This window comes from Nonomuraea sp. bgisy101 (assembly GCF_057708945.1).
Genome location: NZ_JBYITD010000008.1, coordinates 159,833 through 182,854, shown reverse-complemented (window position 1 = coordinate 182,854; position 23,022 = coordinate 159,833). Strand labels below are relative to the sequence as shown.

Annotated in this window: 24 protein-coding genes and 1 pseudogene; 15 read left to right on the top strand and 10 right to left on the bottom strand. The window is 70.3% G+C overall.

From position 1 onward, the window contains the following. Positions 1–7 precede the first annotated feature (7 nt). Entirely contained in the window at positions 8–286 is a 279-nt protein-coding gene (locus AC3EO4_RS17360; RefSeq protein ID WP_379576635.1) for a hypothetical protein, read from the bottom strand. 120 nt (positions 287–406) lie between these two features. Between AC3EO4_RS17360 and AC3EO4_RS17355 the strand changes: the two genes are divergently transcribed. From AC3EO4_RS17355 to AC3EO4_RS17335, 5 genes are all read left to right on the top strand, one after another. Then, positions 407–1,261 (top strand): helix-turn-helix domain-containing protein, encoded by an 855-nt coding sequence (locus AC3EO4_RS17355; RefSeq protein ID WP_379576633.1) that lies wholly within the window; start codon positions 407–409, stop codon positions 1,259–1,261. Between the two features lie 125 nt (positions 1,262–1,386). Further along, positions 1,387–1,578, top strand: coding sequence for a DUF397 domain-containing protein (locus AC3EO4_RS17350; RefSeq protein ID WP_379576631.1), 192 nt, complete (start codon positions 1,387–1,389; stop codon positions 1,576–1,578). Between the two features lie 97 nt (positions 1,579–1,675). After that, complete coding sequence (locus AC3EO4_RS17345) at positions 1,676–1,864, top strand: DUF397 domain-containing protein (RefSeq protein ID WP_379576629.1); 189 nt, start codon at positions 1,676–1,678, stop codon at positions 1,862–1,864. Between the two features lie 36 nt (positions 1,865–1,900). Next, a complete protein-coding gene (gene mscL, locus AC3EO4_RS17340; protein ID WP_379576627.1) occupies positions 1,901–2,323 on the top strand; it encodes a large conductance mechanosensitive channel protein MscL in 423 nt (140 codons plus the stop codon). A 31-nt stretch (positions 2,324–2,354) separates the two neighbouring features. Further along, positions 2,355–2,942 (top strand): hypothetical protein, encoded by a 588-nt coding sequence (locus AC3EO4_RS17335; RefSeq protein WP_379576625.1) that lies wholly within the window; start codon positions 2,355–2,357, stop codon positions 2,940–2,942. Here AC3EO4_RS17335 and AC3EO4_RS17330 read toward each other — a convergent pair. Beyond that, on the bottom strand, positions 2,939–3,835 hold the full coding sequence (locus AC3EO4_RS17330) for a threonine ammonia-lyase (RefSeq protein ID WP_431896531.1): 897 nt from the start codon (positions 3,833–3,835) through the stop codon (positions 2,939–2,941). The two genes, AC3EO4_RS17335 and AC3EO4_RS17330, sit on opposite strands and share 4 nt — an antisense overlap. Before the next feature lie 103 nt (positions 3,836–3,938). On the opposite strand from AC3EO4_RS17330, the gene pip reads away from it, so the two are divergent. After that, on the top strand, positions 3,939–4,910 hold the full coding sequence (pip, locus tag AC3EO4_RS17325; protein WP_431896529.1) for a prolyl aminopeptidase: 972 nt from the start codon (positions 3,939–3,941) through the stop codon (positions 4,908–4,910). Here pip and AC3EO4_RS17320 read toward each other — a convergent pair. Both AC3EO4_RS17320 and AC3EO4_RS17315 read right to left on the bottom strand, forming a co-directional pair. Beyond that, positions 4,834–5,412, bottom strand: coding sequence for a phosphatase PAP2 family protein (locus AC3EO4_RS17320; protein WP_379576620.1), 579 nt, complete (start codon positions 5,410–5,412; stop codon positions 4,834–4,836). The genes pip and AC3EO4_RS17320 overlap by 77 nt on opposite strands. An 87-nt stretch (positions 5,413–5,499) precedes the next feature. Beyond that, the gene (locus tag AC3EO4_RS17315; protein ID WP_379576619.1) at positions 5,500–5,817 is read right to left on the bottom strand and encodes a hypothetical protein; all 318 of its coding nucleotides are present in this window, start codon (positions 5,815–5,817) and stop codon (positions 5,500–5,502) included. A 73-nt stretch (positions 5,818–5,890) separates the two neighbouring features. On the opposite strand from AC3EO4_RS17315, the gene AC3EO4_RS17310 reads away from it, so the two are divergent. Both AC3EO4_RS17310 and AC3EO4_RS17305 read left to right on the top strand, forming a co-directional pair. Next, a complete protein-coding gene (locus AC3EO4_RS17310) occupies positions 5,891–6,688 on the top strand; it encodes a universal stress protein (RefSeq protein WP_379576617.1) in 798 nt (265 codons plus the stop codon). 9 nt (positions 6,689–6,697) lie between these two features. After that, positions 6,698–8,704 (top strand): sensor histidine kinase, encoded by a 2,007-nt coding sequence (locus AC3EO4_RS17305; protein ID WP_431896526.1) that lies wholly within the window; start codon positions 6,698–6,700, stop codon positions 8,702–8,704. Between the two features lie 3 nt (positions 8,705–8,707). Here AC3EO4_RS17305 and AC3EO4_RS17300 read toward each other — a convergent pair whose 3' ends face one another. Beyond that, positions 8,708–9,316, bottom strand: coding sequence for a response regulator transcription factor (locus AC3EO4_RS17300; protein ID WP_379576614.1), 609 nt, complete (start codon positions 9,314–9,316; stop codon positions 8,708–8,710). Between the two features lie 98 nt (positions 9,317–9,414). Here AC3EO4_RS17300 and AC3EO4_RS17295 point away from each other — a divergent pair, with 98 nt between their 5' ends. Next, on the top strand, positions 9,415–10,146 hold the full coding sequence (locus tag AC3EO4_RS17295; RefSeq protein ID WP_379576612.1) for an ABC transporter ATP-binding protein: 732 nt from the start codon (positions 9,415–9,417) through the stop codon (positions 10,144–10,146). Continuing rightward, positions 10,146–12,485: an ABC transporter permease gene (locus tag AC3EO4_RS17290; RefSeq protein ID WP_431896671.1), complete on the top strand. Its 2,340-nt coding sequence runs from the start codon at positions 10,146–10,148 to the stop codon at positions 12,483–12,485. The genes AC3EO4_RS17295 and AC3EO4_RS17290 overlap by 1 nt, the downstream gene beginning before the upstream one ends. Here AC3EO4_RS17290 and AC3EO4_RS17285 read toward each other — a convergent pair. Both AC3EO4_RS17285 and AC3EO4_RS17280 read right to left on the bottom strand, forming a co-directional pair. Further along, the gene (locus AC3EO4_RS17285) at positions 12,445–13,590 is read right to left on the bottom strand and encodes a glycosyltransferase (RefSeq protein ID WP_431896524.1); all 1,146 of its coding nucleotides are present in this window, start codon (positions 13,588–13,590) and stop codon (positions 12,445–12,447) included. The two genes, AC3EO4_RS17290 and AC3EO4_RS17285, sit on opposite strands and share 41 nt — an antisense overlap. Then, on the bottom strand, positions 13,587–14,492 hold the full coding sequence (locus AC3EO4_RS17280) for a glucosyl-3-phosphoglycerate synthase (protein WP_379576608.1): 906 nt from the start codon (positions 14,490–14,492) through the stop codon (positions 13,587–13,589). The genes AC3EO4_RS17285 and AC3EO4_RS17280 overlap by 4 nt, the downstream gene beginning before the upstream one ends. A gap of 105 nt (positions 14,493–14,597) precedes the next feature. On the opposite strand from AC3EO4_RS17280, the gene AC3EO4_RS17275 reads away from it, so the two are divergent. Beyond that, positions 14,598–15,548, top strand: a complete 951-nt coding sequence (locus AC3EO4_RS17275) for a Gfo/Idh/MocA family protein (RefSeq protein WP_431896522.1) — start codon at positions 14,598–14,600, stop codon at positions 15,546–15,548. Then, positions 15,541–16,632, top strand: coding sequence for a zinc-binding dehydrogenase (locus tag AC3EO4_RS17270; protein WP_379576604.1), 1,092 nt, complete (start codon positions 15,541–15,543; stop codon positions 16,630–16,632). Before AC3EO4_RS17275 ends, AC3EO4_RS17270 begins: the two co-directional genes overlap by 8 nt. An 18-nt stretch (positions 16,633–16,650) precedes the next feature. Here the strand turns inward: AC3EO4_RS17270 and AC3EO4_RS17265 are convergent. The 3 genes and pseudogenes from AC3EO4_RS17265 to AC3EO4_RS17255 all read right to left on the bottom strand — a co-directional run. After that, positions 16,651–17,829: pseudogene (locus tag AC3EO4_RS17265) on the bottom strand (MGH1-like glycoside hydrolase domain-containing protein); the annotation flags it as partial. Then, positions 17,826–18,611 (bottom strand): sugar phosphate isomerase/epimerase family protein, encoded by a 786-nt coding sequence (locus tag AC3EO4_RS17260; RefSeq protein ID WP_379576602.1) that lies wholly within the window; start codon positions 18,609–18,611, stop codon positions 17,826–17,828. The pseudogene AC3EO4_RS17265 and the gene AC3EO4_RS17260, both read right to left, overlap by 4 nt. Continuing rightward, positions 18,608–19,645: a zinc-binding dehydrogenase gene (locus tag AC3EO4_RS17255; protein ID WP_431896520.1), complete on the bottom strand. Its 1,038-nt coding sequence runs from the start codon at positions 19,643–19,645 to the stop codon at positions 18,608–18,610. Before AC3EO4_RS17255 ends, AC3EO4_RS17260 begins: the two co-directional genes overlap by 4 nt. A gap of 284 nt (positions 19,646–19,929) precedes the next feature. Between AC3EO4_RS17255 and AC3EO4_RS17250 the strand changes: the two genes are divergently transcribed. From AC3EO4_RS17250 to AC3EO4_RS17240, 3 genes are read left to right on the top strand one after another with little or no spacing between them, the layout of a single operon-like run. Beyond that, entirely contained in the window at positions 19,930–21,294 is a 1,365-nt protein-coding gene (locus AC3EO4_RS17250) for an ABC transporter substrate-binding protein (protein ID WP_379576598.1), read from the top strand. Then, positions 21,291–22,184: a carbohydrate ABC transporter permease gene (locus tag AC3EO4_RS17245; protein ID WP_379576596.1), complete on the top strand. Its 894-nt coding sequence runs from the start codon at positions 21,291–21,293 to the stop codon at positions 22,182–22,184. Before AC3EO4_RS17250 ends, AC3EO4_RS17245 begins: the two co-directional genes overlap by 4 nt. Continuing rightward, the gene (locus AC3EO4_RS17240; protein ID WP_379576594.1) at positions 22,177–23,022 is read left to right on the top strand and encodes a carbohydrate ABC transporter permease; all 846 of its coding nucleotides are present in this window, start codon (positions 22,177–22,179) and stop codon (positions 23,020–23,022) included. Before AC3EO4_RS17245 ends, AC3EO4_RS17240 begins: the two co-directional genes overlap by 8 nt.

The window sequence follows — 23,022 nt, the reverse complement described above, 5'->3', positions numbered from 1 at the left end:
GCGCCCGTCATCGATCGGGTTCGGGCCGCTGCCTGCCCGAACCCAGGCAGGTGTGGCACGCGCCCTTTCTGGTGACTCCTTCCCCGCCGCAGCCGCCGCACGTGACCATGGAGGCGAAGCCGGAGTGGCGGTAGACGTGGACCAGCGGCTGGGGCTTGACCACCGTCCATCCCTGCGCCTCGGCCCTCCTGTCCCACCGGGCGAACGTCCAGATGTCGAGCAGTTCGAACAGGTTCCTGAACGGCGAGGTCATCGCCGCCCTGAGGTTCAGATCGCTGATCTCCATCGGGCACTCCGTTCTTTGTCACGGATTTACCCGCTTTGGCAATTGCCAAAGGAATATGCCGGTGACGTTTACCTATCTCACGTGCCTCCGGCAATCTTCCTCGGGAGGTACGATCACCGCATGGAGAGCGCCAACTCCACCCTCCGCCAGCGGCAGCTGGCCAAGCGCCTGCGGGAGCTGCGCCAGGAGTCGGGGTTGAGCATCGCCGACGTCGCCGAGCGCCTGCTCTGCTCCCCTGCGAAGATCAGCAGGCTGGAGACCGCGCGCCGCAGGGCGAGCCTGCGGGACGTGCGCGACCTGTGCGCCATGTACGGCCTGACCGACGCCGGCGAGGTCGAGCGGCTCATGGTCCTGGCCAGGGAGTCCAGGCAGGACGAGTGGTGGCTGAAGGCCGAGGACGTCGACTTCCGCCCGCTGGTCGGGCTGGAGAGCGAGGCCGTCGCGATCTCCGAGTACGAGACGACGACCGTCCCCGGCCTGCTGCAGACCCCCGACTACACGCGCGCCGTCATCCGCGGCTACCTTCCGCTCATCGATCCCGAGGTGCTGGAGGAGCGCCTTCGGGTCAGGATGAAGCGCCAGGAGATCCTGTCGAAGGCCCAGGCCCCCCGCTACTGGGTGCTGCTCGACGAGTCGGCCCTGCACCGCCACGTGGGCGGGCGCGAGGTCATGCGCGGACAGCTGGTCCGGCTGAGAGAGCGGGCCGACCTGCCCAACCTCACGGTCCAGGTGATCCCGTACAGCGCGGGCGCGCACATGGGATTCGACGCCGCCTTCAGGCTCATGGAGTTCGCCAACGACACCGAGATCCGCGACACCGTCTACATGGAGACGCTCGCCGGCACCTTCTACATCGAGAAGCCCGCCCAGCTCGACCGGTTCCGGGAGGTCCTCAACTATCTGCGCGCCGTGGCACTGAGCCCTCAGGACTCCGCCATCCGGATAGAGGATGGCATTCGGTACTTCACTCCATGAATTAGGGCCGGAAATTACCTTCGGCAAGTGCCAGAGCGAGTTACGATTCGGGAACCACACCGCGCACCTGGCAGGTGACGACGGATGGTTCACCCGTCCCACTTCGAGTCTCCAGGAGAGACAAGATGACGTCACCGCGCCAGGCCGAGCCCCGGTGGAAGTCCTCCCCGCACTGCAACAACGGCAGTTGCGTCGAGGTCGCCGCGTTGCCCGGGGCGCAGATAGGCGTGCGCGACAACAAGCAGGCCGACGGCCCTGTCCTGCGGTTCTCCGCACAGGAATGGCACGAGTTCGTCATTCGCGTCAAGCGCGACTGAGCGCCACACGTGCGTCTCTCGCGCCCTTCGCGAGATACCTCCGGGTTACGATTGCCCTGCGCACGACATCCTGCAGGCAACCGCTGAGAGGTAGCGCATGAGCTCCCCCCAGAATCTGTCCTGGCATTCCTGCAACAACGGTCAATGCGTTCAGGTGGCCAAGCACGCCGACAGGGTCCTCATTCGCGACGGCAAGGATGCCGACGGGGCCGTTCTGCGATTCTCGCTCCAGGAGTGGGAGAGCTTCCGCGACGCCGTGAAACAGGGCCGTTTCGACGGCATCTAGGTTTGCGTCGCTCCCCCATGGCAATGTGCGTCCGCCATGGGTGGATTCAAGAAGTTCTTACTGCGGGGCAACATCGTCGAGCTCGCCGTCGCCGTCATCGTCGGCGCGACGTTCAGCGGGCTCGTGCAGGCGCTGGTCGCCGACCTCGTCACGCCGTTGATCGGGGCCGTCACCGGCGGCAGGGAACCCGACTTCGCGCAGTACTCCTTCACCGTCAACGGCAGCGAGTTCAAGTACGGCGACTTCCTCAACCACCTGATCAGCTTCCTGATCATCGCGGCGGTGGTCTACTGGCTGATCGTGATGCCGATGACCAGGCTGATCGGCCTGTTCGAGGGCGACAAGGCGGCCACGGTGAAGCAGTGCCCCGAATGCCTCAGCGAGATCCCCGCCGAGGCCAGGCGGTGCGCGCACTGCACGGTCGAGCTCGTCCCCGACTCCGAGAAGCCCCAGGTCTGAGCCGGCCGGGCGGGCCCTGCAAGATAGGGGCATGAGCGTGGAGTTGATGGTCTGGCGCGAGAGCGAGCCGATCACCAGGGAGCAGGCCGCGGCCGCCTACCGGGCGGCCCGTGCCGACCGTCCCGCCGAGTCCGAGGTGGCCGAGGTCGCGGCCCTGGTCAAGGAGTTGCCGGGCCACGCCGTCTCCTATCCGGGACACGCGTTGATCACCATGGCGCCCGAGGAGCTCGACGAGGTGTCCAACGCCGCGTTCGCCCTGGCCAGGCAGCACGGCCTGGTCTGCTACGACCCCCAGCGCGACCTCGTGCACAACCTGTCGCCGCTCGGCGTCGACCCCGCGACCCAGCTGCACACCGGCGACGGCATGATGGTCGTCAACCCCGACCTGGGGCTCGTGCGTGACGTGCTCGGCACGCTGTCCCCGCAGAACCCCTTCGCCGTCCTGGTGACCTTCGGCCACCACTTCATCCAGGTCTCGCCGGGTTACGAGCTGGAGTACAAGGAGGGCACGCTCCGCACGACGCTCGTGACCCGCCTGGAAGAGGTGCGGCGGGCCTTCGACGAGTACGCCAGGGGCGAGCGCGGCTTCCTCGACCGCTTCGAGTGGACCTCCGACTAGGCCGACGGATCGAGGTTGCCGCCCGACAGGATGGCCACCGTACGGCCGGGTGCCGTCCTGCCCGCCAGGTAGGCCGCGGTCGCGACCGCCCCGCTCGGCTCGGCCACCAGCCGCGCGCGGGCGGCCAGATAGCGCATCGCGTCGCGGATCTCGTCCTCCGTGACGGTCACGATGGCGTCCACCCGCGCCCTGACGTGCGCGAACGTCAGCTCGGACAGGTCCGCGCGAAGCCCGTCGGCGATGGTGCGAAAGGTCCGCTCCGGCTCCCACGTGACGCGCCGCCCCGCGGCCACGCTCTCCGCCGCGTCGGCGGCGAGCTCGGGTTCGACGCCGATCACCCGCACGGAGGGGTCGAGGGCCTTGACCGCCGACGCGATCCCCGAGATCAGGCCGCCCCCGCTCACCGGGACGAGGACGACCTCGACGCCGGGCAGGTCCGCCATGACCTCCAGCCCGATGGTGCCCTGGCCCGCGATGACCGCCGGATGGTCGTACGGCGGGACCAGCGTCAGCCCGCGCTCGGCGGCGAGCTTCTCCGCCGCGACCACCCGCTGTGCCGGGGGGACGACGACCAGCTCGGCTCCCCACGCCCTGATCGCGTCGGTCTTGACCTCCGGGGCGCCCTCGGGGACGACCACGACGCACGGGATGCCCTTGAGCCGGGCGGCGTAGGCGAGGGCCTGCCCGTGGTTGCCGGAGGAGTGGGTGACCACGCCCTGGGGGTCGAGGACGGCGACCGCGTTGGTCGCTCCCCGGATCTTGAAGGAGCCCACGCGCTGGAGGCTCTCCGGCTTGACCCAGAGGTCGTCGGCCTGGATGAGCGGGGTGCGCAGCACATGGGGCGCGACGCGGTCGGCGGCGGCTCGGATGTCATCGATCGAGACGAGCTCCATGAGCCCATTGTCCTCGCCGCGCGCGCCAGGGGACGCCCGGCGACGGCGGCGAGATCACGCGGTCGTTCGCCGCGACCGGCCGGTTCCGGTAAGACAGGAGTCCATGAGCCTCTATCCAGCCATTGAGCCCTACGACTCCGGAATGCTCGACGTCGGCCACGGCGACGAGATCTACTGGGAGGTCTGCGGCAATCCCGAAGGCAAGCCCGCGGTCATGCTCCACGGCGGGCCCGGCAGCGGCTGCTCGGCCAAGCACCGCCGCCAGTGGGACCCCGAGGCGTACCGGATCGTGCTGTTCGACCAGCGCAACTGCGGCCGCAGCAGGCCGCACGCGAGCGACCCCGGCGTGTCACTGGCGGCCAACACCACCTGGAACCTCGTGCGCGACATCGAACGGCTGCGCGAGCATCTCGGGATCGATGTCTGGCAGGTGTTCGGCGGGTCGTGGGGCAGCGCGCTCGCGCTCGCCTACGCGCAGACCCACCCCGACAGGGTGAGCGAGCTGATCCTGCGCGGCATCTTCACGCTCAGGGAGCACGAGCTGCGCTGGTTCTACCAGGAGGGCGCGTCGTTCCTCTTCCCCGACCTGTGGGAGTCGTACCTGGCGCCCATTCCCGAGGAGGAGCGTGGCGACCTGATCGCCGCGTTCTCGCGGCGGCTCGGCAGCGCCGACGACGAGGTGCGGGTGGCCGCCGCCCGCGCCTGGGCGCAGTGGGAGGCGGCCACGATCACGCTGCTGCCCGATCCCGAGCACGTCGCCGAGTTCGAGGAGCCGGCCAAGGCCGTCTCCTTCGCCAGGATCGAGAACCACTACTTCGTCAACGGCGGATTCTTCGAGCCGGGCCAGCTCATCCGCGACGTGGACAAGATCAGGCACATCCCCGCGGTCATCGTGCAGGGCCGCTACGACGCCTGCACGCCGATGGCTACCGCGTGGGACCTGCACAAGGCGTGGCCCGAGGCGGACTTCCACGTCGTCGACGACGCGGGACACGCCTTCACCGAGCCCGGGATCGCGGCTCGGCTGGTCGAAACCACGGACTCCTTTCGCGGGCCCGCCGTACGACAGGAGTGAAGGCGCCGACCGTCATCAACGCCAGGAGGGGTGCCATGAGCACGCCGAACAGGTAGCCGATCGCGACGTCGTGGGGGTAGTGGACCCCCACGAACACCCGGGAGAAGGCCATCAACGCGGCCAGCGGCAGCACCAGCCAGGCCAGCCGCCGCCAGGCCAGGACCAGCGCGCCCGCCGAGGCGGCGGCGATCACGGAGTGGTTGCTGGGGAAGGACCAGTCACCGACAGGCGGGCATGCCGCGATGGTGGCGATCCCTCCCCTGCACGGCCGTTCCTCCCTGATGAGGAGCTTGACGCCCTCGCTGAGGGCGTAGGCGCCGACCACCGCGACGGGGCCCGCGAGTGTGAGGGCCAGGTCGCGATCGGAAGCCGCTCTCGACCGCCAGACGGACAGGGCGAAGAGCGCGGCGAACAGCAGGAGACCTGCGTCCGTGCCGGTCTCGGCGAGGGCGTGCACCCATGCGGGCGTGCTCATGGCGAAGCCGACGATGTCCCCGTACACGTGGCGTCATGTCCAATCGGTGAAGGATCGATGAACATGTCACCGTAGAGGGATCACGACCGGTTCGCCTCGACCTTTCGGTCGATCTCAGGCCCGTGTCAGCACCAAACGGTCGAGATCGAGGTATTTCTGCCTGAGCTCGCCTTCGGTGATGAGGCCTCGGTCGTAGGCCTCGATCGTCGCGTCGCGTTCCGCCACGTAGTAGGCGGCCATGATCTCGCTGCGGAGCGGCGTGAAACCGCGCTCGACGCAGTCGCAGAACACGTTGACCTTGCCTTCGACCAGTTCGGGTTCGACGGTGCAGGCCAGCTCTCTCGCTCTCAGCCTGCGCACCGCCTCGCGTAGCGTGACCGGGCCGAGAGCGCCGTTGAAACAGGTGTCAAGCGTGATCTTCGTCGTCCTCACCTTCTCAGTAGCCCCCTTACCCACAACCCCCGGCGTAACACGAATATTCCCAGGTCAAGCGGGGTACGGGCGCATGGTGATCGGAGAGCACGTCGTCGTCGGATACACGAACGACCCGGGTGGACATGACGCTCTCGCGCTCGGGGCCGCCATCACGCGGGTCACCGGCGGGGAGCTGACCGTGGCCACGATCTATCCCCCTGGCAGTCCCGGGCTCGCCGTCGAGGCCCAGGCCAATCTCGCGCACGCGGCGGAGGCGCTCGGCGAGGTCCCCGCCGAGTACCTGGCCTTCGAGAGCCGCGGTTCGGGCAGGGGCCTGTCGGTGCTGGCCAGCAGGATCAGGGCGGACCTGATCGTGGTGGGCTCGGCCCAGGGCGGGCAGCGCGGCCGCATCGCGATCGGCAGCACGGGAGACCACCTCCTGCACCTGGCGCCCGAGGCGGTCATGCTCGCGCCCGCGGGCTACGAGCCGCCGGAGGCGCCGAGCCGCCTGACGCTGGCCTACGTGCACAGGCCGCAGGCCGACGAGGCGGTCGAGCGGGTGGCGCAGGCCGCGCTGCGGCTCGGCGTGCCCATGCGGCTCATCACCTTCGACCTGCGCACCGAGGACGCGGGGCGGCTGCGTGACGACCTGGCGCTGGCCGTACGGCTGGCATGGGAGAGCACCGGCATCGAGGCGGAGGCCGAGACGGCGGAGGGGCACGATGTGGCCGCCGCGCTGGCCAGCGTGGAGTGGCCGCCGGGCGACCTCCTGATCTGCGCGGCCAGCGAGGACGCCCAGCCGCACAGGGTGTTCCTCGGCGAGGTGGCGATGAAGGCGCTGAAGGCGTCGGCCTGCCCCGTCGCCGTGCTGCCGAGGGGCTTCTCCTAAGCTGCTGGCGTGCCGCACAGAGCCCGAGTGATCGTCTTCGTGGTGCTCGGGAGCTTCGCGAGCATCTACCTGGTGGCCGGCTCCCCGCTGGCGCTGGTGGTGTTCGGCGCGCAGGCGCTTTTCACGGTCCGGCGCGGGTGGTGGCAGCCGGTCGTCGTGACGGTCGCGGCCTACGCCTCGGTGCTGGTCGCGGGCAGCTCGGTCGGCATCCTCGGCTTCGTGGGCGGCTCGCTGCTGCTCACGCCGCTGTGGCCGCTGGCGGCCGGTGTCGCGGTGAGCGCCGCCGCGCTCGGCACGGCGGACGCCACGATCAGCGCGGTGCTGATCTCGCTGGTCATCTACGGCCTGACCCGGCTGACCGAGCGGGTCGACGAGGTCCACGCCACCAGGCTCGCCCTCGCGATGTCCGCGACCGCCGAGGAGCGGCTGCGCATCGCCGCCGAGCTGAACGAGGGGCTGGGCAAGGCGCTGACGGTGATCGCCGCGGGCGCACGCACGGGCAGCCCCGACGTCGCCACGGCACGGAAGGCGCTGGCCGACGCCAGGTCGGCCGCGTCCGGCTACCGGGCGATGTCGCTGACGCCCGAGATCACCACCGCCAGGGCGATGCTGGCCGCGGAGGGAGTGGCGGTCGAGGTCCGCATGGGGCACACCGAGCCGCTCGGTCCCGCGGGCGCCCTGCTGGCGGCGCTGCTCCGCGAGGCCGTGACCGAGGTCGTCCGGCGGCGCGCCGCCACCATCTGCCTCATCGAGACCTCCGCCGAGGAGGGCAGGATACGGCTGCGCGTCACCAACGACGGCGCACGCACCGCCGACGACGAGAGCATGGGCGCGTTGCTGCCGCAGGTGGAGACGGCGGGCGGCACGCTCACCGCGGAGCTGACCGCCGAAGGCAGGCTGACCGTCGAGGCCGTGCTGCCGGACACGCGCCCTTCCGCCGAGCCGGAGCACGACAGGGGGGCGTACGCGCTGTCCGTCGCGCTGCTGGCCACCGTCCTCGCGGGGTTCTCGCTGAAGGCGCTGTTGCTGGCGGAGCCGGTGTGGGCGGCGGCCGCGATCCTCGCCGTGATCTTCGTCATGCAGCTGCGCTCGGTGACCGGCCGCCACATGGTCGCCCTCGGGGTCATGGCGCTGCTGACGTACGCGCCCATCCCCTTCTTCGGCAGGGCGTGGCTGGGAGTCGCCGGGTTCCTCGCGGGGCCTGTCCTGCTCGCCTTCCCGTGGGCGCTGGCGCTGCCGCTGGTGGCCGCCGTGGTGGCGAGCGTCGCGGTCGCGGGCGTGCTGCTGGCCCTGCCCGTGGCGCTGACCGTCAACTACGCGGTGAGCACGGTGGTCACCGGCCTGGTCGTCTACGGCCTGGTCAGGCTGGCGCAGGTGATCAAGGAGCTGCAGGACTCGCGCCACGGCCTGGCGCGTGCCGCGGTGGTCGAGGAACGCCTCAGGGCCGCCCGCGACCTGCACGACCTGCTCGGCCACAACCTGGCGGCGATCCTGCTCAAGTGCGAGCTGGCCCGCCGTCTGGACCCCGAGCGGGCCAGGGCCGAGCTCGACGACGTGCTGACGATGGTCGAGCGGGCAGAGGCCGACCTGCGGGCGGTCTCCGGCGGTGACCTGACGATGTCGCTGGCGGCCGAGGCGGAGTCGGCGCGCTCGGTGCTGGCCGCCGCCGCCATCGAGGTCACCCTCGACCTGGACCACGGCGACCTCGGCGAGCAGGTGGAGACCGTGCTGAGCACCGCGCTCAGGGAGTCGGTGACGAACGTGCTCAGGCACAGCTCGGCCCGCCGGTGCCTGATCGAGACCGCCCACGAGGACGGCGTCGTGCGGCTGCGCGTCCGCAACGACGGCGTGCGGACCGCGTCGCCGGAGCGGCGGCGCGGCTCGTCAGGGCTCGGCAACCTCACCACGAGGCTGGCCGCGCTGGACGGACGCCTCACCACCTGCCACGAGGACGACTGGTTCGAGCTGGTCGCGCAGGCGCCCACCCTGGCGTGGGTTCCCGTCAGGGCCGGCTGACCGTCAGATCCAGCCCGACTCCCTGGCGATGCGCGCGGCGTCGGTGCGGTTGCGGGCGTTGAGCTTGGCGACGATCGTGGTCAGGTAGTTGCGCACGGTTCCCGCGCTCAGGTACAGCTGGGCCGCGATCTCCGGCGCCTCCGCCCCGCCGGCCGCCATGCGCAGCACGTCGGCCTCGCGCGGGGTGAGCGGGTTGTCGGCCAGGTCCCACGCGGTGACCGCGAGAGAGGGATCCAGCACCCGCTGTCCCCCTGCCACCTTGCGGATCGCCGCGGTCAGCTCCTCGGGCGGCGCGGTCTTCAGCACGAACCCGTCGACCTGCGCGCCCAGCGCGCGCCGCAGGTGGCCGGGCTTGCCGTACGCGGTGAGCATGAGCGTGCGGCAGGCGGGGAGCTTGGCGCGCAGCTCGCCCGCCGCCTCCAGGCCGTCGATCGTGCCGGGCATGTCGATGTCGAGGACCGCGACGTCCGGCCGGTGCGCCAGCGCGGCGGCGAGGACGGCGTCGCCCGACTCGACGGCGGCGACGACCTCGATGTCCTCTTCGAGGCCGAGCAGCGCGACCAGGGCGCCCCTGATGACGTGCTGGTCCTCGGCCAAAAGCACACGAATCACAGGGATATGTCTACCAGTGTCCGGATCATGACGACGTCATACCCGGCTCATGACGGCGTCTCTGGCCGATGAATCCTCAGGTCAGCAGGCTGTTCCCCATGACAGACGTGGTGCGGTTGGACGCGGTGAGCAAGATCTACGGCAGGGGGCAAGGAGCGGTGGCGGCCCTGCGCGAGGTGTCGGTGGGCATCCCGCGCGGCACCTTCACCGCCGTGATGGGCCCGTCGGGCTCGGGCAAGAGCACGTTCCTGCACTGCGCGGCGGGCCTGGACGTGCCCTCCTCCGGTTCGGTACGGCTCGGCGACACCGAGCTGGCCCGCATGAACGAGACGGCGCTGACCGAACTGCGCAGGCAGCGCGTCGGCTTCGTCTTCCAGTCCTTCAACCTGGTCTCGGCGCTCACGGTGATCGAGAACATCACGCTGCCGCTGCGCCTGGCGGGGGTGAAGGCGGATCAGGCGTGGCTCGCCGAGATCGTGCGCCGGGTCGGCCTCGAGGGCCGGACGGGACACCGGCCCGCCCAGCTGTCGGGCGGTCAGCAGCAGCGCGTGGCCATCGCCAGGGCGCTGGTGACCAGACCGGAGGTGGTGTTCGGCGACGAGCCGACGGGCGCGCTCGACACCATGACCGCCCGTGACGTGCTGACGCTGCTGCGCGAGGTGGTCTCCTCTCTGGGGCAGACCGTGGTGATGGTCACCCACGACCCGGTGGCCGCCTCCTACGCCGACACCGTGCTGTTCCTGGCCGACGGCAGGATCGTGGACTCGATGGCCGCCCCGACCGCCGACAAGGTGGCCGAGCGGATGACCAGGCTGGGGGCGTGGAAGTGATGATCTCCTTCGCGATCAGGACGTTGCGGCACCGCAAGGCGGGGTTCGCGGGCGCGTTCGTGGCCCTGCTCTGCGCGGCGGCGCTGGTGACCGCCTGCGGGATGCTGCTGGAGACCGGCCTTCGGGGCGGGGTCGCGGCCGAGCGGTACGCGGGCGCGCCGGTGATCGTCGCCGGTGACCGGTTCGACCGTCAGACCACCCGTGACGACGACGGCGATGTCAAGACCAAGGCCAAGCCGCTGTCCGAGCGGCGCTGGATCCCCGCCTCCATCGCCGCCGAGCTGAAGAGGGCGCCCGGCGTCGAGAAGGTCGTGACCGAGGTGACCTTCCCCGTCGGGCACGCGCTCGGGCACGGATGGGAGTCGGCGGCGCTCACGCCGTTCACGCTCGCCAAGGGGCGTGCGCCCAGGGCCGACGACGAGGTCGTCGTGGACGCGCGCTTCGCCGGAGCCACGCTGGAGGCCTCCGGGCGGGCCTACCGCGTGGTCGGCGTCACCGCGCAGGCCCTGCCCAGCCAGGACACCGTCTTCTTCACCACCGCCGAGGCGCGGCGCCTGGCCGGCAGGAAGGGGATGGTGAGCGCGATCGGCGTCTTCCCCTCCTTCGGCGGCCAGGTGAAGGGCGCGTTCGCCTACACCGGCGACGAGCGCGGCGCGGTGGAGTTCCTCGGGGCGGAGAAGGCCCGGACGACGCTGGTCAGCCTGGGCGGCGCGCTCGGCGGCACCTCGCTGCTGGTGTCGGTGCTCGTCGTGGTCGGCACCCTCGCGCTGTCTGTCCAGCAGCGCCAGCGCGAGCTGGCCATGCTGAGGGCGATCGCGGCCACCCCCCGGCAGATCCGCAAGCTGCTCGGCGGCGAGGCGCTGCTCGTCAGCGCGGGCGCGGGCGTGCTCGGCTCGGGCGTGGGCGTCCTGCTCGGCCTCTGGCTGCGCACCAGGTTCGTCGCGACGGGGGCGATGCCCGCCAATCTGCAGCTCGTCGTCAGCCCGTTCCCGCCCCTCGCCGCGATGGCGGCCACCGTGGGCGCGGCGTGGGCGGCGGCGCTGGTCTCGGCCCGCCGCACGGCCAGGATCAGGCCGGTGGAGGCGCTCGGCGAGGCGGCCTTGCAGAGCGGCGGGCTGCCCATGGCGCGCGTGGTGGCGGGCGTGCTCGCCCTGGCAGGCGGCGTGGTGCTGACGATCCTGGTCTCGGCCCTCGACACCGAGTCGGCCTCGGCCCCTGTCACCCAGCTCACCGCTCTGGTGTGGACGATCGCCATCGCGCTGCTCGGCCCGGTGATCGCCAGGTTCGTGACCGCGCTTCCCCTGCGCGCCCCCGGCGCGGGCGGGTTCCTGTCCGCGGCGAACCTGCGCGCGAACACCAGGCGCATGGCCGCCGTCGTCACCCCGCTGAGCCTGCTGATCGCGATGACCTGCACGATCCTGTTCAGCCAGACCACCATGGAGAACGCCGCCCGCGAGCAGGCCGCGGCGGGCGTCAGGGCCGGCCACGTGCTCGGGTCCGGCATCTCCGCCGCCGCCGTCAGCGAGCTGCCCGGCGTCGTGGCCGTCACCGAGGTGCTGCGCACCTCGGTCAGGATCGACCTGGACAGGTACACCGCGCAGGCCGTCACCACCGAGGGCCTGGAGAAGACCATGGACCTGGGCGTCGTGGCCGGCTCGCTCCAGAAGCTGGACGAGAGGTCGGTCGCGGTCAGCACGACGGCCGCCGGGCGCCTAGGCCTCTCGGTGGGCTCCGTTCTCGCCCTCACGCTCGGCGACGGCACCCCGGCCGAGCTGACCGTCGCCGCCGTCTACGGCAGGGGTCTTGGCTTCGGCGACCTCACCCTCTCCCACGCCCTCGTCGCGGGACACGTCGACGATCCGCGCGGCCGCATCCTGGTCGCCGGAGGCGACCCGGCCACGCTGGAGCGGTTCGGCGCCCGGCTGCCCGCCGAGGTGAGCGGCTCCAACCCGGCGGTGGCCTACGTCGCCATGGGCCTGATCGTCGCCTTCTGCGCGATCGCCGTGGTCAACACGCTGGCCATGTCGACCGCGGCCCGCACCCGCGAGCTGGCGCTGCTGCGCCTGGTCGGCACCACCAGGCGGCAGGTCCTGCGCATGCTGCGGGCGGAGAGCCTGGCCGCCGTGCTCGTGTCGACGGTCCTCGGCAGCGCCGCTGCGCTGATCACCCTGACGGCCTTCAGCACGGGGATGACGGGATCGGCGATGCCGTCCGTGCCGCCGCTGACCTACCTGGCGGTGATCGCCGCGGCCGCGACGCTCGCGCTGCTGGCCACCGCGATCCCCGCGAGGTTCGCCCTCAGCCGGCCGCCCGCCGAGGCGATCGGCGCCCGCGAGTGACAGCCTGGCCGTACAGCTCCAGGTAGCGCTCGGCCATGACCGACGGGGAGAAGCGCACGCGGGCCTCGCGGCGGCACTCCTCCGGATCGATCTCGTCGACCCGCAGCAGCAGCTCGGCCAGTTCCTCCTCGGTGTCGGCGAGCCAGCCGGTGCGGCCGTGGTCGACGAGCTCGGGCATGCAGCCGCGCCGCAGGCCGACCGGTGGCACGCCGAGGGCGAGGGCCTCGACCACGGCGGTGCCGCCGGGCTCGTCCCACTGGATGGGGAACAGGGCGGCCTTCGCCGAGGCGTAGAGCTCGTCCCTGTCGCTCCCGCCGACGCCGCCGATCCAGCGGACCAGGTCGCCGTCCAGGTAGGGGGCGACCTGGTCGTGGTGGTAGCGGACGTCGGGGTGGCCGTGCAGCGGATGGTCGGGGTCCTGCAGGACGGCCTCCAGCTCGGCGGGGGTGTTCAGGCCGCTCACCGGGCCCGCCATCACCAGCGGCAGGCCGAGCTTCTGGCACACCCGCGCCGCCAGGTGCTGGCCCTTGAGCGCGCACACCCTGCCCATGACCACGACCTGCTCGCCGCCTCCCCCGGCCGGCTCCTCATCGGCCAGCGGCGTGGCCAGGTGGACCGCGCCGAGCGAGGCCGCGCGCAGGGCGGAGGGCGCGCGGGCCAGCTGCGAGCCGGAGACCCCGTTGACCGCGATCCCCGGCGGGAAGGCGCCGTAGAAGGCCGGATGCTTGCGCAGGTCCCAGTGCAGGGTGTGCAGGACGGGCGGGCCGCCGAAGGCCGACAGCGTCGCGGGACCCACGACCTCCAGGTGGTCGTGGACCAGGTCGATGTCGTCGCGGCCGCGCAACTCGTCGAGCACGCGCGCCTGGTGCGCGTGGGCCAGGCCCATGACCTGGTTGTACGGCTTCTGCAGATCCCCGAACTGCCCGTCGGGGAACGTCCAGATCAGCTCGTCGGCCTCGATGCCGCTGGAACCCACCGAGGCGAGTACGACGTGCACGCCGCGCGAGCGGAGGGCGGGCACGAGAGTGGCGACCACGTTCTCGATCCCGCCGTAGCCCGAGGGCGGGATCGGCAACCACGGTCCTGCGTTCACCAGGATCTTCATGCCACGTCCTCCTCCATGACCTTGATCAGGGACGCGAGCGGTGGCCGCTCGGCGACGGACACGTCGGTGACGGTGTCGGGATTGAACTGGCGCAGGAGTGTCGCAGGCGGCTCCGAGGCGACGATCCTGCCCTGGCGCTCCAGCCGCGACCAGGCGGTGAGCAGGATCTGCCCCGCCATCCTGCCGAGGGCGGCCGTGCTCTGATGGGAGTGCTCACGAGAGCCGAGGTCCACCTGGGCCATGGCGTCCATGCCGATCAGCTCGAGGAGATCGACGAGCAGGCCGAACTCGACGCCGTACTCGGTGACGAACGGCACCCGCTCCAGCACCGACCTTCTGGCGGCGTACTCGCCGCCGAGCGGCTGGGCGAACCCGGCCAGCTCGGGCCAGAACAGGTTGAGCAGCGGCCGCGCCACCAGTTCGGTGACCCGCCCTCCCTCGCCCCGACGTCCGCGCAGGGGCCGTTCGTAGGCGCCCTTCACGAACTGCGTCCCTGGGTCGGCCAGCAGCGGCCCGAGCAGCCCCGAGACGAAGTGGGAGCCGAAGTTGCGCAGGTCGGAATCGATGTAGACGACCAGGTCGCCATGGCTGGCGGCCAGGCCCTTCCACAGCGCCTCCCCCTTGCCCGACAGCGGCGGCAGCTGGGGCAACACGTCGTCCTGGCGGACGACCCTGGCTCCCGCCTTGGCCGCGCGGGCGGCCGTGGCGTCGGTGGAGCGGGAGTCGACGACAAGGATCTCGTCGACCAGTCCGGACAGGTCGTCGCGGATCGCCGAGACGATCGCGCCGACCGTGCGCTCCTCGTCTCGCGCGGGAAGCACCACACTGACGGTCGTGCCGCCCTTGGCCAGACGCAACGCGTCAAGCGGCCAGTCGGCGGCGGTGCTGGTACCTGGTTCCATGCAGTCTGCCCCGATCTGATGACGTCATGAATGGCAGAACTGCCCTTTTCATAGCGATTCGAACGTCGTTGTTTGCTCGACCGCAGATGAGGCATATGCCATTCCGTGACCTCACTCACCCGAATCGGCATCATCGGAGCGGGAAATGTCGCCGCACGCCACGCTGACGTCCTCTCCACATTCCCCGACGTGACGATTGCTGGAATCGCCGACACAGAACCCCACAAGGCCGAGGCGTTGGCCTCACGGCATGGCTCCCCCGCCTACGGCGACCATGCCGACCTGCTGGCTGCCGGCAGACTTGACGCGGTTTACGTGTGTGTTCCTCCTTTCGCGCACGGTACGCCAGAGCTTGACTGTTTGGAGTCCGATCTACCGATATTTGTTGAAAAACCGCTCGCGCTGGACCTCGAAACGGCCGAAAGGATCGGCGCGGAGATCCAACGTAAAAGTCTGCCATCGGCGGTCGGACACCACTGGCGATACCTGGACATCATCGACAGGGCGAGAGAACTGCTCGAAGAGCGCCCGATCCAGCTCGCGATCGGCCACTGGCTGGACAAGGTGCCGCCGGTGCCGTGGTGGATCAGGCGCGAGCTGTCCGGCGGCCAGGTGCTCGAACAGGCCGTGCACGTCCTCGACCTGGCCAGAGCGCTGGTGGGCGAGGTGACGATGGTGCACGCCGTGCCAGGAGGGACGCCGGGGGAAGGGGAGGTCGACAGGGCCACCGCGGCCGTGCTGCGGTTCGAGTCGGGGGCCGCGGGCCTGCTGGCGGTCACCTGCATGCTGACCTCCAAGGGCCGGGTGGGACTCGAGGTGTGCGCGGAGGGAGTGTCGCTGGATATCAGCGAAACCCGGCTCGTCACCGACGGGCGGAGCATCATGGAGGACCCGGGCAGGGCCAAGACGAGGGTGGACAGGGAGTTCGTGAACGCGGTCCAGGGAAGGACGAGCGACGTGCGCGCGCCGTACGAGGAGGCGCTGCGCACCCACAGGCTGGCGCACGCGGTCGCGCGCTCGGCGGGCGAGAGGGTTCCCGTGACGCTGCATGGATGAGATCCGCACGCTGAGCATCGAGGCGCCGGGCGAGATCACCTTCGTCGAGGAGAAGACGAGCTCGCTGGAGGACGGCGCGTTCCGCGTCGAGACCGTCTACAGCGGCATCTCCGCGGGCACCGAGCTGACCTACGTGAAGGGCACCAACCCCTACCTGAACGCCACGTGGGATCCCGTGCTCGGGCTGTTCATCGAGGGCGTGCCGTCGATCGGGTACCCGGTGCGCGGGATCGGCTACATGCAGGTCGGCATGGTCACCGAGACCAGGACCAGGGCGGTGCGGGAGGGCTCGCTGCTGGCCATGGCCTACGGTCACCGCACCGGCTACGTGGCCGACCCGCTCAAGGACCGCTTCGTCGAGCTGCCCGACGACCTCGATCCGCTGCTGGGCATCTACGTCGCGCACATGGGCCCCATCTGCGCCAACGGCCTGCTGCACGCCGCCGCCGACCTGTACGGCCCCGCCTTCCACAGCCTGGGCGACGGCGTGCGCGGTCGCAGGGTCGCGATCACGGGCGCGGGCGTGGTCGGCCTGCTGACCGCCTGCTTCGCGCTCAGGCACGGCGCGGCCGAGGTCGTCGTGGTGGACGAGACGCCCGAGCGGCTGCGCGTCGCCGAGGCGCTCGGCGCCATGACCGTCAGCGAGGACCCGGCCGTCACGTTGAAGGAGCGATGGCGGCACGGCCCCGGTGACAGGGGCGCCGACGTGGTGTTCCAATGCAGGGGGCAGGCCCGCTACCTGGCGCTGGCGTTGAAGCTGCTCAGGCCCCAGGGAACGGTGATCGACCTGGCCTTCTATCCCCAGGGCGCCGACGAGGTGCGCCTGGGCGAGGAGTTCCACCACAACGGGCTGTCGATCAGGTGCGCCCAGATCGGCAGGGTGCCGCGCGGCCTCGCCCACGCGTGGGACAGGGAGCGGCTCTCCCACGAGACGGTCGAGCTGCTCAGGAACAGGACGGGGCTACGTGAGCACGCGGTGACCGACGTCGTCGGATTCGACCAGGCTCCCCAGCTCCTCGCCGACCTGGCGCAGGGACGCCGGCACGCCATCCAGGCCGTGCTGAGCCAGGACGTCGAGGACTAGCGCCGCCGACCAGCTGAAGTCCGCGCAGCCGTGCCCCTCGGCGGTGAACGGGTCGAAGTACTCCCTGAACCCCGAGGTGCTCACCGCCCTGATCATCCCATCGGCCAGCAGTTCGGCCAGGTCGGCCCTGCGGTGGCGCAGGCCGTGCCAGACCAGCCAGGTCAGGTTGATCCAGCTCGGCCCCCTCCAGTAGCGGACCGGGTCGAACTCCGGCGTGCCGGGCGCGAAGCTGGGCAGCAGCCCCAGCTTGATCTCGAACCTGTCGAGCGCCGTGCCGATGAGCGCGGTGACGATCTCGCGCGGCAGGTCGGGCAGGATCAGCGGCACCAGGCCCGCCGCGCTGTGGGAGCGCAGCAGGATGCCGCTGGCGGTGTCGCGGCTGTGGAACAGGCCGTCGTCGTAGAGGTGCTCGACCATCGCGGTGGTGATCCTGGCCGCCTCCGCGTGGTGCGGCGACGGGTCGAGACCGCAGGCGGCGGCGATCTTCGCCAGGGCGGACTCCGACGCGCCGTACGCGGCGTTGAACAGCGGGTCCTCCACGGCGAAGGCGCCCGCCCTGCGGTAGCCGGTGTCGCGGTAGGCGCGGGCGAGCGCGGCGTAGGCCTCGTAGTCGCGGTCGGTGGGCCGCTCGTCGGCGCTGACGTGGGTGAGGTCGCGGCGCACGATGCCCGTGGGGCCAGGGGCGACCGCGGCCAGGGGGATGTCCCACGCGGGGCTGTTGTCCATGCCCGACTCCCACGGGTGGACGATCGACATCAGACCCTCGGCCGACTGCCTGGCCGTACGGAGGAATCGTTGCTGGGCGACCAGGCGCGGGTACAGGCGTCTCAGGAAGGTGGTGTCGGGCTCGGCCAGGTGCACCTGCCACGCCGCGATGGCGTGCACGGGAGGTTGCACGATCCCCGAGGTGGCACTGCCCGAGGGGGCGCGGACGTCCCAGAACTCCGGTCCGGGGAAGTAGGCGCCCTCGGGCACGTTGGGGTTGAAGACGATGTGCGGCACCCTCCCGTCGCGCCACTGCGCGCCGAACAGCGACAGCAGCTCCGATCGGGCCCTGCGCGGCGACCACCGCGCGTTGCCGATCGCGATGAACGCGGAGTCCCAGCTCCACTGGTGGGGGTAGAGCCGCCGCGAGGGGACGGTGTAGCTGCCGTCCCAGTTGGCGACCAGGACGCGCACGGCGTCGCGTGCGATCATAGGAACTTCCTGACGAAGGCGGCCGTCTGCGGAAGCACGATCTCGGGTTCGCCGCGCAGGCGGCACTCCAGCGCGAGGTAGCCGTCGTAACCGATCGCGTCGAGGGTGGCCAGCTGCGCGCCCCAGTCCAGGTGCCCGGTGCCCGGCTGGTTGCGGTTCGACTCGCTGATCTGCATGTGGGCGAGGTACGGCGCGGCCTCCACCAGCGAGCGGCAGGGGTCGTCCTCCTCGATGTTCATGTGGTAGGTGTCGCCGACGACCTTGACGGAGTCCATGGAGCAGTACGAGACCGCCTCGGCCAGCGTGTTGACCATGTGGTTCTCGTACCTGTTGAGGGGCTCCAGCATGATCTTCACACCGTTGCGCTGCGCGTGCTCGCCCAGCAGGCCGAGCGCCTCGGCCAGCACCTCGCGGTCCTCCTCGGGGCCGCGCGGCGGCTCGAAGGGCGGCAGCCGCCTGGAGAACTGCCCCCACGAGGCGGGCGTCATCACGCCGATGCCGCCCAGCTCGGCGATCACCGTGAGCTGGGAGCGCAGCTGCTGGATGGCGTCCTTGCGTTTGGCGGGGTCGAAGTCGCCGATGAAGTGCGGCATGTCGACGCAGACGGTGGGCATGACCACCCCGTCGGCCAGCGCGCGCTTGAGCTCGGTCAGCCTGGTGGCGAACTGGAAGTCGCCCTTGCCGCGCAGCTCGATCGCGTCGAACCCGGCGTCGACGGCGAACGCGAACTTCTCCTGCAGCGTGCGACCAGGCAGCAACTGCTCCTGTACGGCCAGCTTCATACTGTGCTTCCTTCGAAGGCGAAGACGAGTTGCAGAACGTCCGCCGGATGGTGGTCGAGCAGGTCGAAGGCCTCGGCGGCGGACTCGACGGGCATGACGTGGCTGATCAGCCGTCCGGCGTCGACCTCGCCGCGGTAGACCAGCTCCATGAACGTGCGCTGCAGCCGTTCGACGTCCCATCGGTGCGACAGCCACGAGGCCACGCCGCCGATCTGGGAGGAGACGAGCTGCACCTGGTTGTGGTGGAACTCCTCGCCGAGTCGCAGCCCGAGCGCCTCGCCCTGGTAGAAGCCGGCCGCCACGACCCTGCCGCCCTTGCGGACGGTCCTGATGGCCTCCTGCAGGCCCAGGTGGCTGCCGCTCAGCTCGATGGCGGTGTCGGCGCCCTCGATGCGCTTGCGCACGAACTCGGCCACCGAACCCGTCTGGATGTCGAAGGCCTCGGCCGCGCCGAACTCCTTGGCCAGGTCGAGGCGGGCGGGCAGCGCGTCGGCGGCGACCACCCTGGCGCCGTTGAGCACGGCGAGGCGGGTGGCCAGGAGCCCGATCACGCCCTGCCCGAACACGGTCACCTGGTCACCGAGGTGGATGTCGGAGGCGTGGACCGCGTTGAGCGCGATCGCGCCCACTCTGGCGAAGACGCCGATGAGGGGATCGACGCCGGGGGGGATCATGTGCCCGACGAGCTTCTCGGCCGGCACGACCGCCTCGTCGCGGTGGCCCCAGATGCCCCACACCAGCGACCCGACGGGCGGGTCGGCGACGTCCGGCGCGGCTTCGACGACCTCGCCGACCTCCTGGTAGCCCCAGCCCGCGAGGGGATAGGAGTGGCTCTGGCCCTCGACGAACAGCCGGCGCTCGGTGTCCCAGCGGCGGTTGAGGTAGGGGTTGGTTCCTCTGTAGGCGGTCAGTTCCGTGCCCGCCGAGACGCCTGAGTACAGCGTGCGCACGCGCACGGTACCGGGCGCCAGTTCGCCGGGCTCCTCATGCGTGACGCGTACAAGACCCGGCTCTTCGATCGTGATGACGTGCATTACCCACACTTACGCTTTTTGATCAAACAGAAGTGGCTGATTTGGCGCATGATTGCAAACCATAGCTGCGCTCAAATCACACTTAAGTCTACGTCTTTAGCCGAGCATTGCCGTGAATTTGAGGAGCCGTTTCCGGAAAGCAACCTTTCCCATGATCAATCGTGTGGGGGCTGACCAGGCACGACGGCCCGCCGAGTTTCTCAACGGATGCCGGAAATTGCACAGTGCGTTGCTCGACCTGTTCAAGGGGTACTCCAGGCACAACACCTCAGGAGGAGCGAGTCATGCCGTACAAGGTAACCGCCGTCCTCTCCGCCGCGCTGCTGGCCCTCACCACGGCCGCGTGCGGCGGTGGCGCGGAAGATCGGCCCGCCGACGCGATCACCGTATGGACCGAGGAAGCACTCGCCGACCGCATAGCCGTGCAACGCCGCATCATCGCCGATTTCACCGAAAGAACCGGTATCAAGGTCAATCTGGTCGGCGTGGCGGAGGACCAGTTCAGCCAGATCGTCACCGCGGCCGCGGCGGCCGGACGACTGCCGGACGTCATCGGCGCGCTCCCGCTGGCGGCGGTGCGCGAGCTGGAGGCCAACGACCTGCTCGACACCGAGACGCCGAAGAAGGTGGTGGACCAGCTCGGCCGCGACACCTTCTCGGCAAGGGCGCTGGAGCTCGACACGGCCTCCGGCAAGCTGCTGGCCGTGCCCAGCGACGGGTGGGCGCAGCTGATCCTCTACCGCAAGGACCTGTTCGAGAAGGCGGGCCTCCAGCCGCCCGACACCTACGAGCGGCTGGAGGCGGCGGCCAAGAAGCTCAACACCGGAGGGGTCGCGGGCATCACCCTGGCCAACGCGCCCAAGGACTCCTTCACCGCGCAGAGCTTCGAGCACGTGGCGCTGGCCAACGGCTGCCAGCTGGTGGACAACGGCGGCAACGTCCTCCTCGACTCCCCTCCGTGCGTGCAGGCCCTCGACTTCTACGCGCGCCTGGCCTCGCGGTACTCGGTGAAGGGTGAGCAGGACGTCGACTCGACCAGAGCCACCTACTTCGCCGGCAAGGCCGCCATGACCATCTGGTCGTCCTACATCCTCGACGAGCTGGCCGGGCTCAGGAACGACGCGCTCCCGTCCTGCGCCGAGTGCAGGAAGGACAAGGGGTGGCTGGCCAGGAACACCGCCGTGGTCACCGCGCTGAAGGGACCTGGGAGCGGCACGCCCGCCCAGTACGGCGAGATCGTCTCGTGGGCGGTGACCAGGGACGCCAACGCCACGGCCGCCCAGCGGTTCGTCGGCTTCATGATGAACGAGGGCTACGAGCGCTGGATCGGGATGGCGCCGGAGGGCAAGTTCCCCACCCGCAAGGGCTTCGAGGCCAAGTGGACCGCGCTGCCCGCGGGCGTCGACGCCAAGAAGCCGCTGGCGGAGATCTACCCGGACGACGTGCTCGACGCGCTGCGCAGCAGCCCCGACACCTTCGCCAGGTGGGGCATCCCGCAGGGGCAAGGCAAGCTGGTCGGGGCCACCATGGGCGAGCTGCCCGTGCCCAAGGCGCTCAGCGCCGTGGTTGCCGGCTCGCTGACCCCGCAGGCCGCGGCCACCCAGGCCAAGGCGGACGTCGAGGCGATCAAGCGCGGGATCAGGCAATGACCCTGCGTCAACGGGAGGCGAGGGCGGGCCTGCTGCTCATCTCCCCCACGCTGGTCATCACCCTGGTCGTGGTGGTCGTGCCACTGCTGTGGGCGATCATGCTCGCCTTCCAGGACGTCCGCCTGATCAACGTCAGGCGGACGGGGGTCTTCGGCAACTACACGCTGGAGAACTTCAGCTACGTCATCTCCGAGCCGGGATTCTGGACCTCCCTGGCCAACACGCTGATATACACCGTGGCGGGCACCGCGCTGTCGATCGCGATCGGCCTGGTCGCCGCCCTGGCGTTGAAGGACGCCTTCAAGGGACGCACCCTGGTCAGGGCCTCCATCCTGACCCCCTACATCGCCCCCGTCGTGGCGGTCGCCTTCCTGTGGGAGGTGATGCTGAACCCGCAGTTCGGCATCGTCAACACCTGGCTCGACGAGCCGATCGCCTTCCTCACCCAGGCCGGCGGTACCTTACTCGGCCTGCGGGTGCCGGTGGCGCTGCTCACCGTCATCGCCTTCGAGGCCTGGCGTTACTTCCCCTTCGCGTTCCTGTTCATCCTCGCCAGACTCCAGGCGCTGCCACGCGAGCTCGACGAGGCGGCCGTCGTGGACGGCGCGACGCCGACCCAGCGCTTCCGCCACGTGATCATGCCGCAGCTCTGGCGGGTGGTGGCGCTGCTTTCGGTGCTGCGGTTCGTGTTCACCTTCACCAAGTTCGACGACGTCTACCTCCTCACGGGGGGCGGCGCGGGCACAGAGGTGATCAGCGTGAGGGTCTATACCTTTCTCACCGCGCGTGACGACATCGGCGCCTCGGCGGCCCAGGCCATCGTGCTGGCCGTCGTGCTGGTGGCCTTCCTGGCGGTGTACCTGAGGTTCTTCGGGGGCGAGCATGAGTAGGGACCGCTTCGAACGCGCACTGTTCAGGGTGCTCAGGCCGCTGGTGATCGCGTTCCTCACCCTGATCACCGCCTTCCCCTTCCTCTACATGGTGATGCTGTCGGTCCGCGACATCCAGGAGCTGATCCTCGACCCAGGATCGCTGTGGCCACGGCACTTCACCCTGGCCCCCTACCAGGACGTGCTGGGCAGGCAGGGCTTCCTGACCTTCATGCGCAACAGCGCGATCGTCGCCGTCGCCTCGGTCACGGTGACGCTGCTGATCTCCATCCCCGGCGCCTACGCGGTGGCCAGGCTGCGCTTCCTCGGCCGCCGCCAGGTGCACTTCCTGTTCCTGGCCGTCTACCTCTTCCCCGCGATCGTGCTGGCGATCCCGCTGTTCGTGCTGTTCACCATGATCGGGCTGCGCGGGTCGCTGGCCGGGCTGATCCTCGTCTACATCGCCCAGACCGTGCCGGTCGTCGTCTACATGCTGCGCAACTACTTCGAGACCGTGCCGCAGAGCGTGGAGGAGGCGGCCGCCATCGACGGCTGCGGCAGGATCGAGACGATCTGGCGGGTGGTGCTGCCGCTGTCGAAGCCCGCGCTCATGGCCACCGGGCTCTACGCCTTCATGATCGCTTGGAACGAGTTCCTCTTCGCCCTGCTCTTCCTCGTCGAGCGCAGGGAGAGCTGGACGGTCTCCCTCGGACTGTCCCAACTGGCGGGCAGTATCGAGATCCCGACGACCGTTCTCATGGCAGGATCGGTAGTCCTGACGCTACCCATCGTGTTGGTGTTCTTCGCCAGCGAACGGCTGTTGACGGAGGGCCTCACGGCCGGCGCGGAGAAGGGCTAG

Bases quoted from the DNA above. Each gene is read 5' to 3' on its own strand.
- AC3EO4_RS17360 (WP_379576635.1), bottom strand. From the start codon at position 286: ATGGAGATCAGCGATCTGAACCTCAGGGCGGCGATGACCTCGCCGTTC.
- AC3EO4_RS17355 (WP_379576633.1), top strand. From the start codon at position 407: ATGGAGAGCGCCAACTCCACCCTCCGCCAGCGGCAGCTGGCCAAGCGC.
- AC3EO4_RS17350 (WP_379576631.1), top strand. From the start codon at position 1,387: ATGACGTCACCGCGCCAGGCCGAGCCCCGGTGGAAGTCCTCCCCGCAC.
- AC3EO4_RS17345 (WP_379576629.1), top strand. From the start codon at position 1,676: ATGAGCTCCCCCCAGAATCTGTCCTGGCATTCCTGCAACAACGGTCAA.
- mscL (WP_379576627.1), top strand. From the start codon at position 1,901: ATGGGTGGATTCAAGAAGTTCTTACTGCGGGGCAACATCGTCGAGCTC.
- AC3EO4_RS17335 (WP_379576625.1), top strand. From the start codon at position 2,355: ATGAGCGTGGAGTTGATGGTCTGGCGCGAGAGCGAGCCGATCACCAGG.
- AC3EO4_RS17330 (WP_431896531.1), bottom strand. From the start codon at position 3,835: ATGGAGCTCGTCTCGATCGATGACATCCGAGCCGCCGCCGACCGCGTC.
- pip (WP_431896529.1), top strand. From the start codon at position 3,939: ATGAGCCTCTATCCAGCCATTGAGCCCTACGACTCCGGAATGCTCGAC.
- AC3EO4_RS17310 (WP_379576617.1), top strand. From the start codon at position 5,891: ATGGTGATCGGAGAGCACGTCGTCGTCGGATACACGAACGACCCGGGT.
- AC3EO4_RS17295 (WP_379576612.1), top strand. From the start codon at position 9,415: ATGACAGACGTGGTGCGGTTGGACGCGGTGAGCAAGATCTACGGCAGG.
- AC3EO4_RS17290 (WP_431896671.1), top strand. From the start codon at position 10,146: ATGATCTCCTTCGCGATCAGGACGTTGCGGCACCGCAAGGCGGGGTTC.
- AC3EO4_RS17285 (WP_431896524.1), bottom strand. From the start codon at position 13,590: ATGAAGATCCTGGTGAACGCAGGACCGTGGTTGCCGATCCCGCCCTCG.
- AC3EO4_RS17280 (WP_379576608.1), bottom strand. From the start codon at position 14,492: ATGGAACCAGGTACCAGCACCGCCGCCGACTGGCCGCTTGACGCGTTG.
- AC3EO4_RS17270 (WP_379576604.1), top strand. From the start codon at position 15,541: ATGGATGAGATCCGCACGCTGAGCATCGAGGCGCCGGGCGAGATCACC.
- AC3EO4_RS17260 (WP_379576602.1), bottom strand. From the start codon at position 18,611: ATGAAGCTGGCCGTACAGGAGCAGTTGCTGCCTGGTCGCACGCTGCAG.
- AC3EO4_RS17255 (WP_431896520.1), bottom strand. From the start codon at position 19,645: ATGCACGTCATCACGATCGAAGAGCCGGGTCTTGTACGCGTCACGCAT.
- AC3EO4_RS17250 (WP_379576598.1), top strand. From the start codon at position 19,930: ATGCCGTACAAGGTAACCGCCGTCCTCTCCGCCGCGCTGCTGGCCCTC.
- AC3EO4_RS17245 (WP_379576596.1), top strand. From the start codon at position 21,291: ATGACCCTGCGTCAACGGGAGGCGAGGGCGGGCCTGCTGCTCATCTCC.
- AC3EO4_RS17240 (WP_379576594.1), top strand. From the start codon at position 22,177: ATGAGTAGGGACCGCTTCGAACGCGCACTGTTCAGGGTGCTCAGGCCG.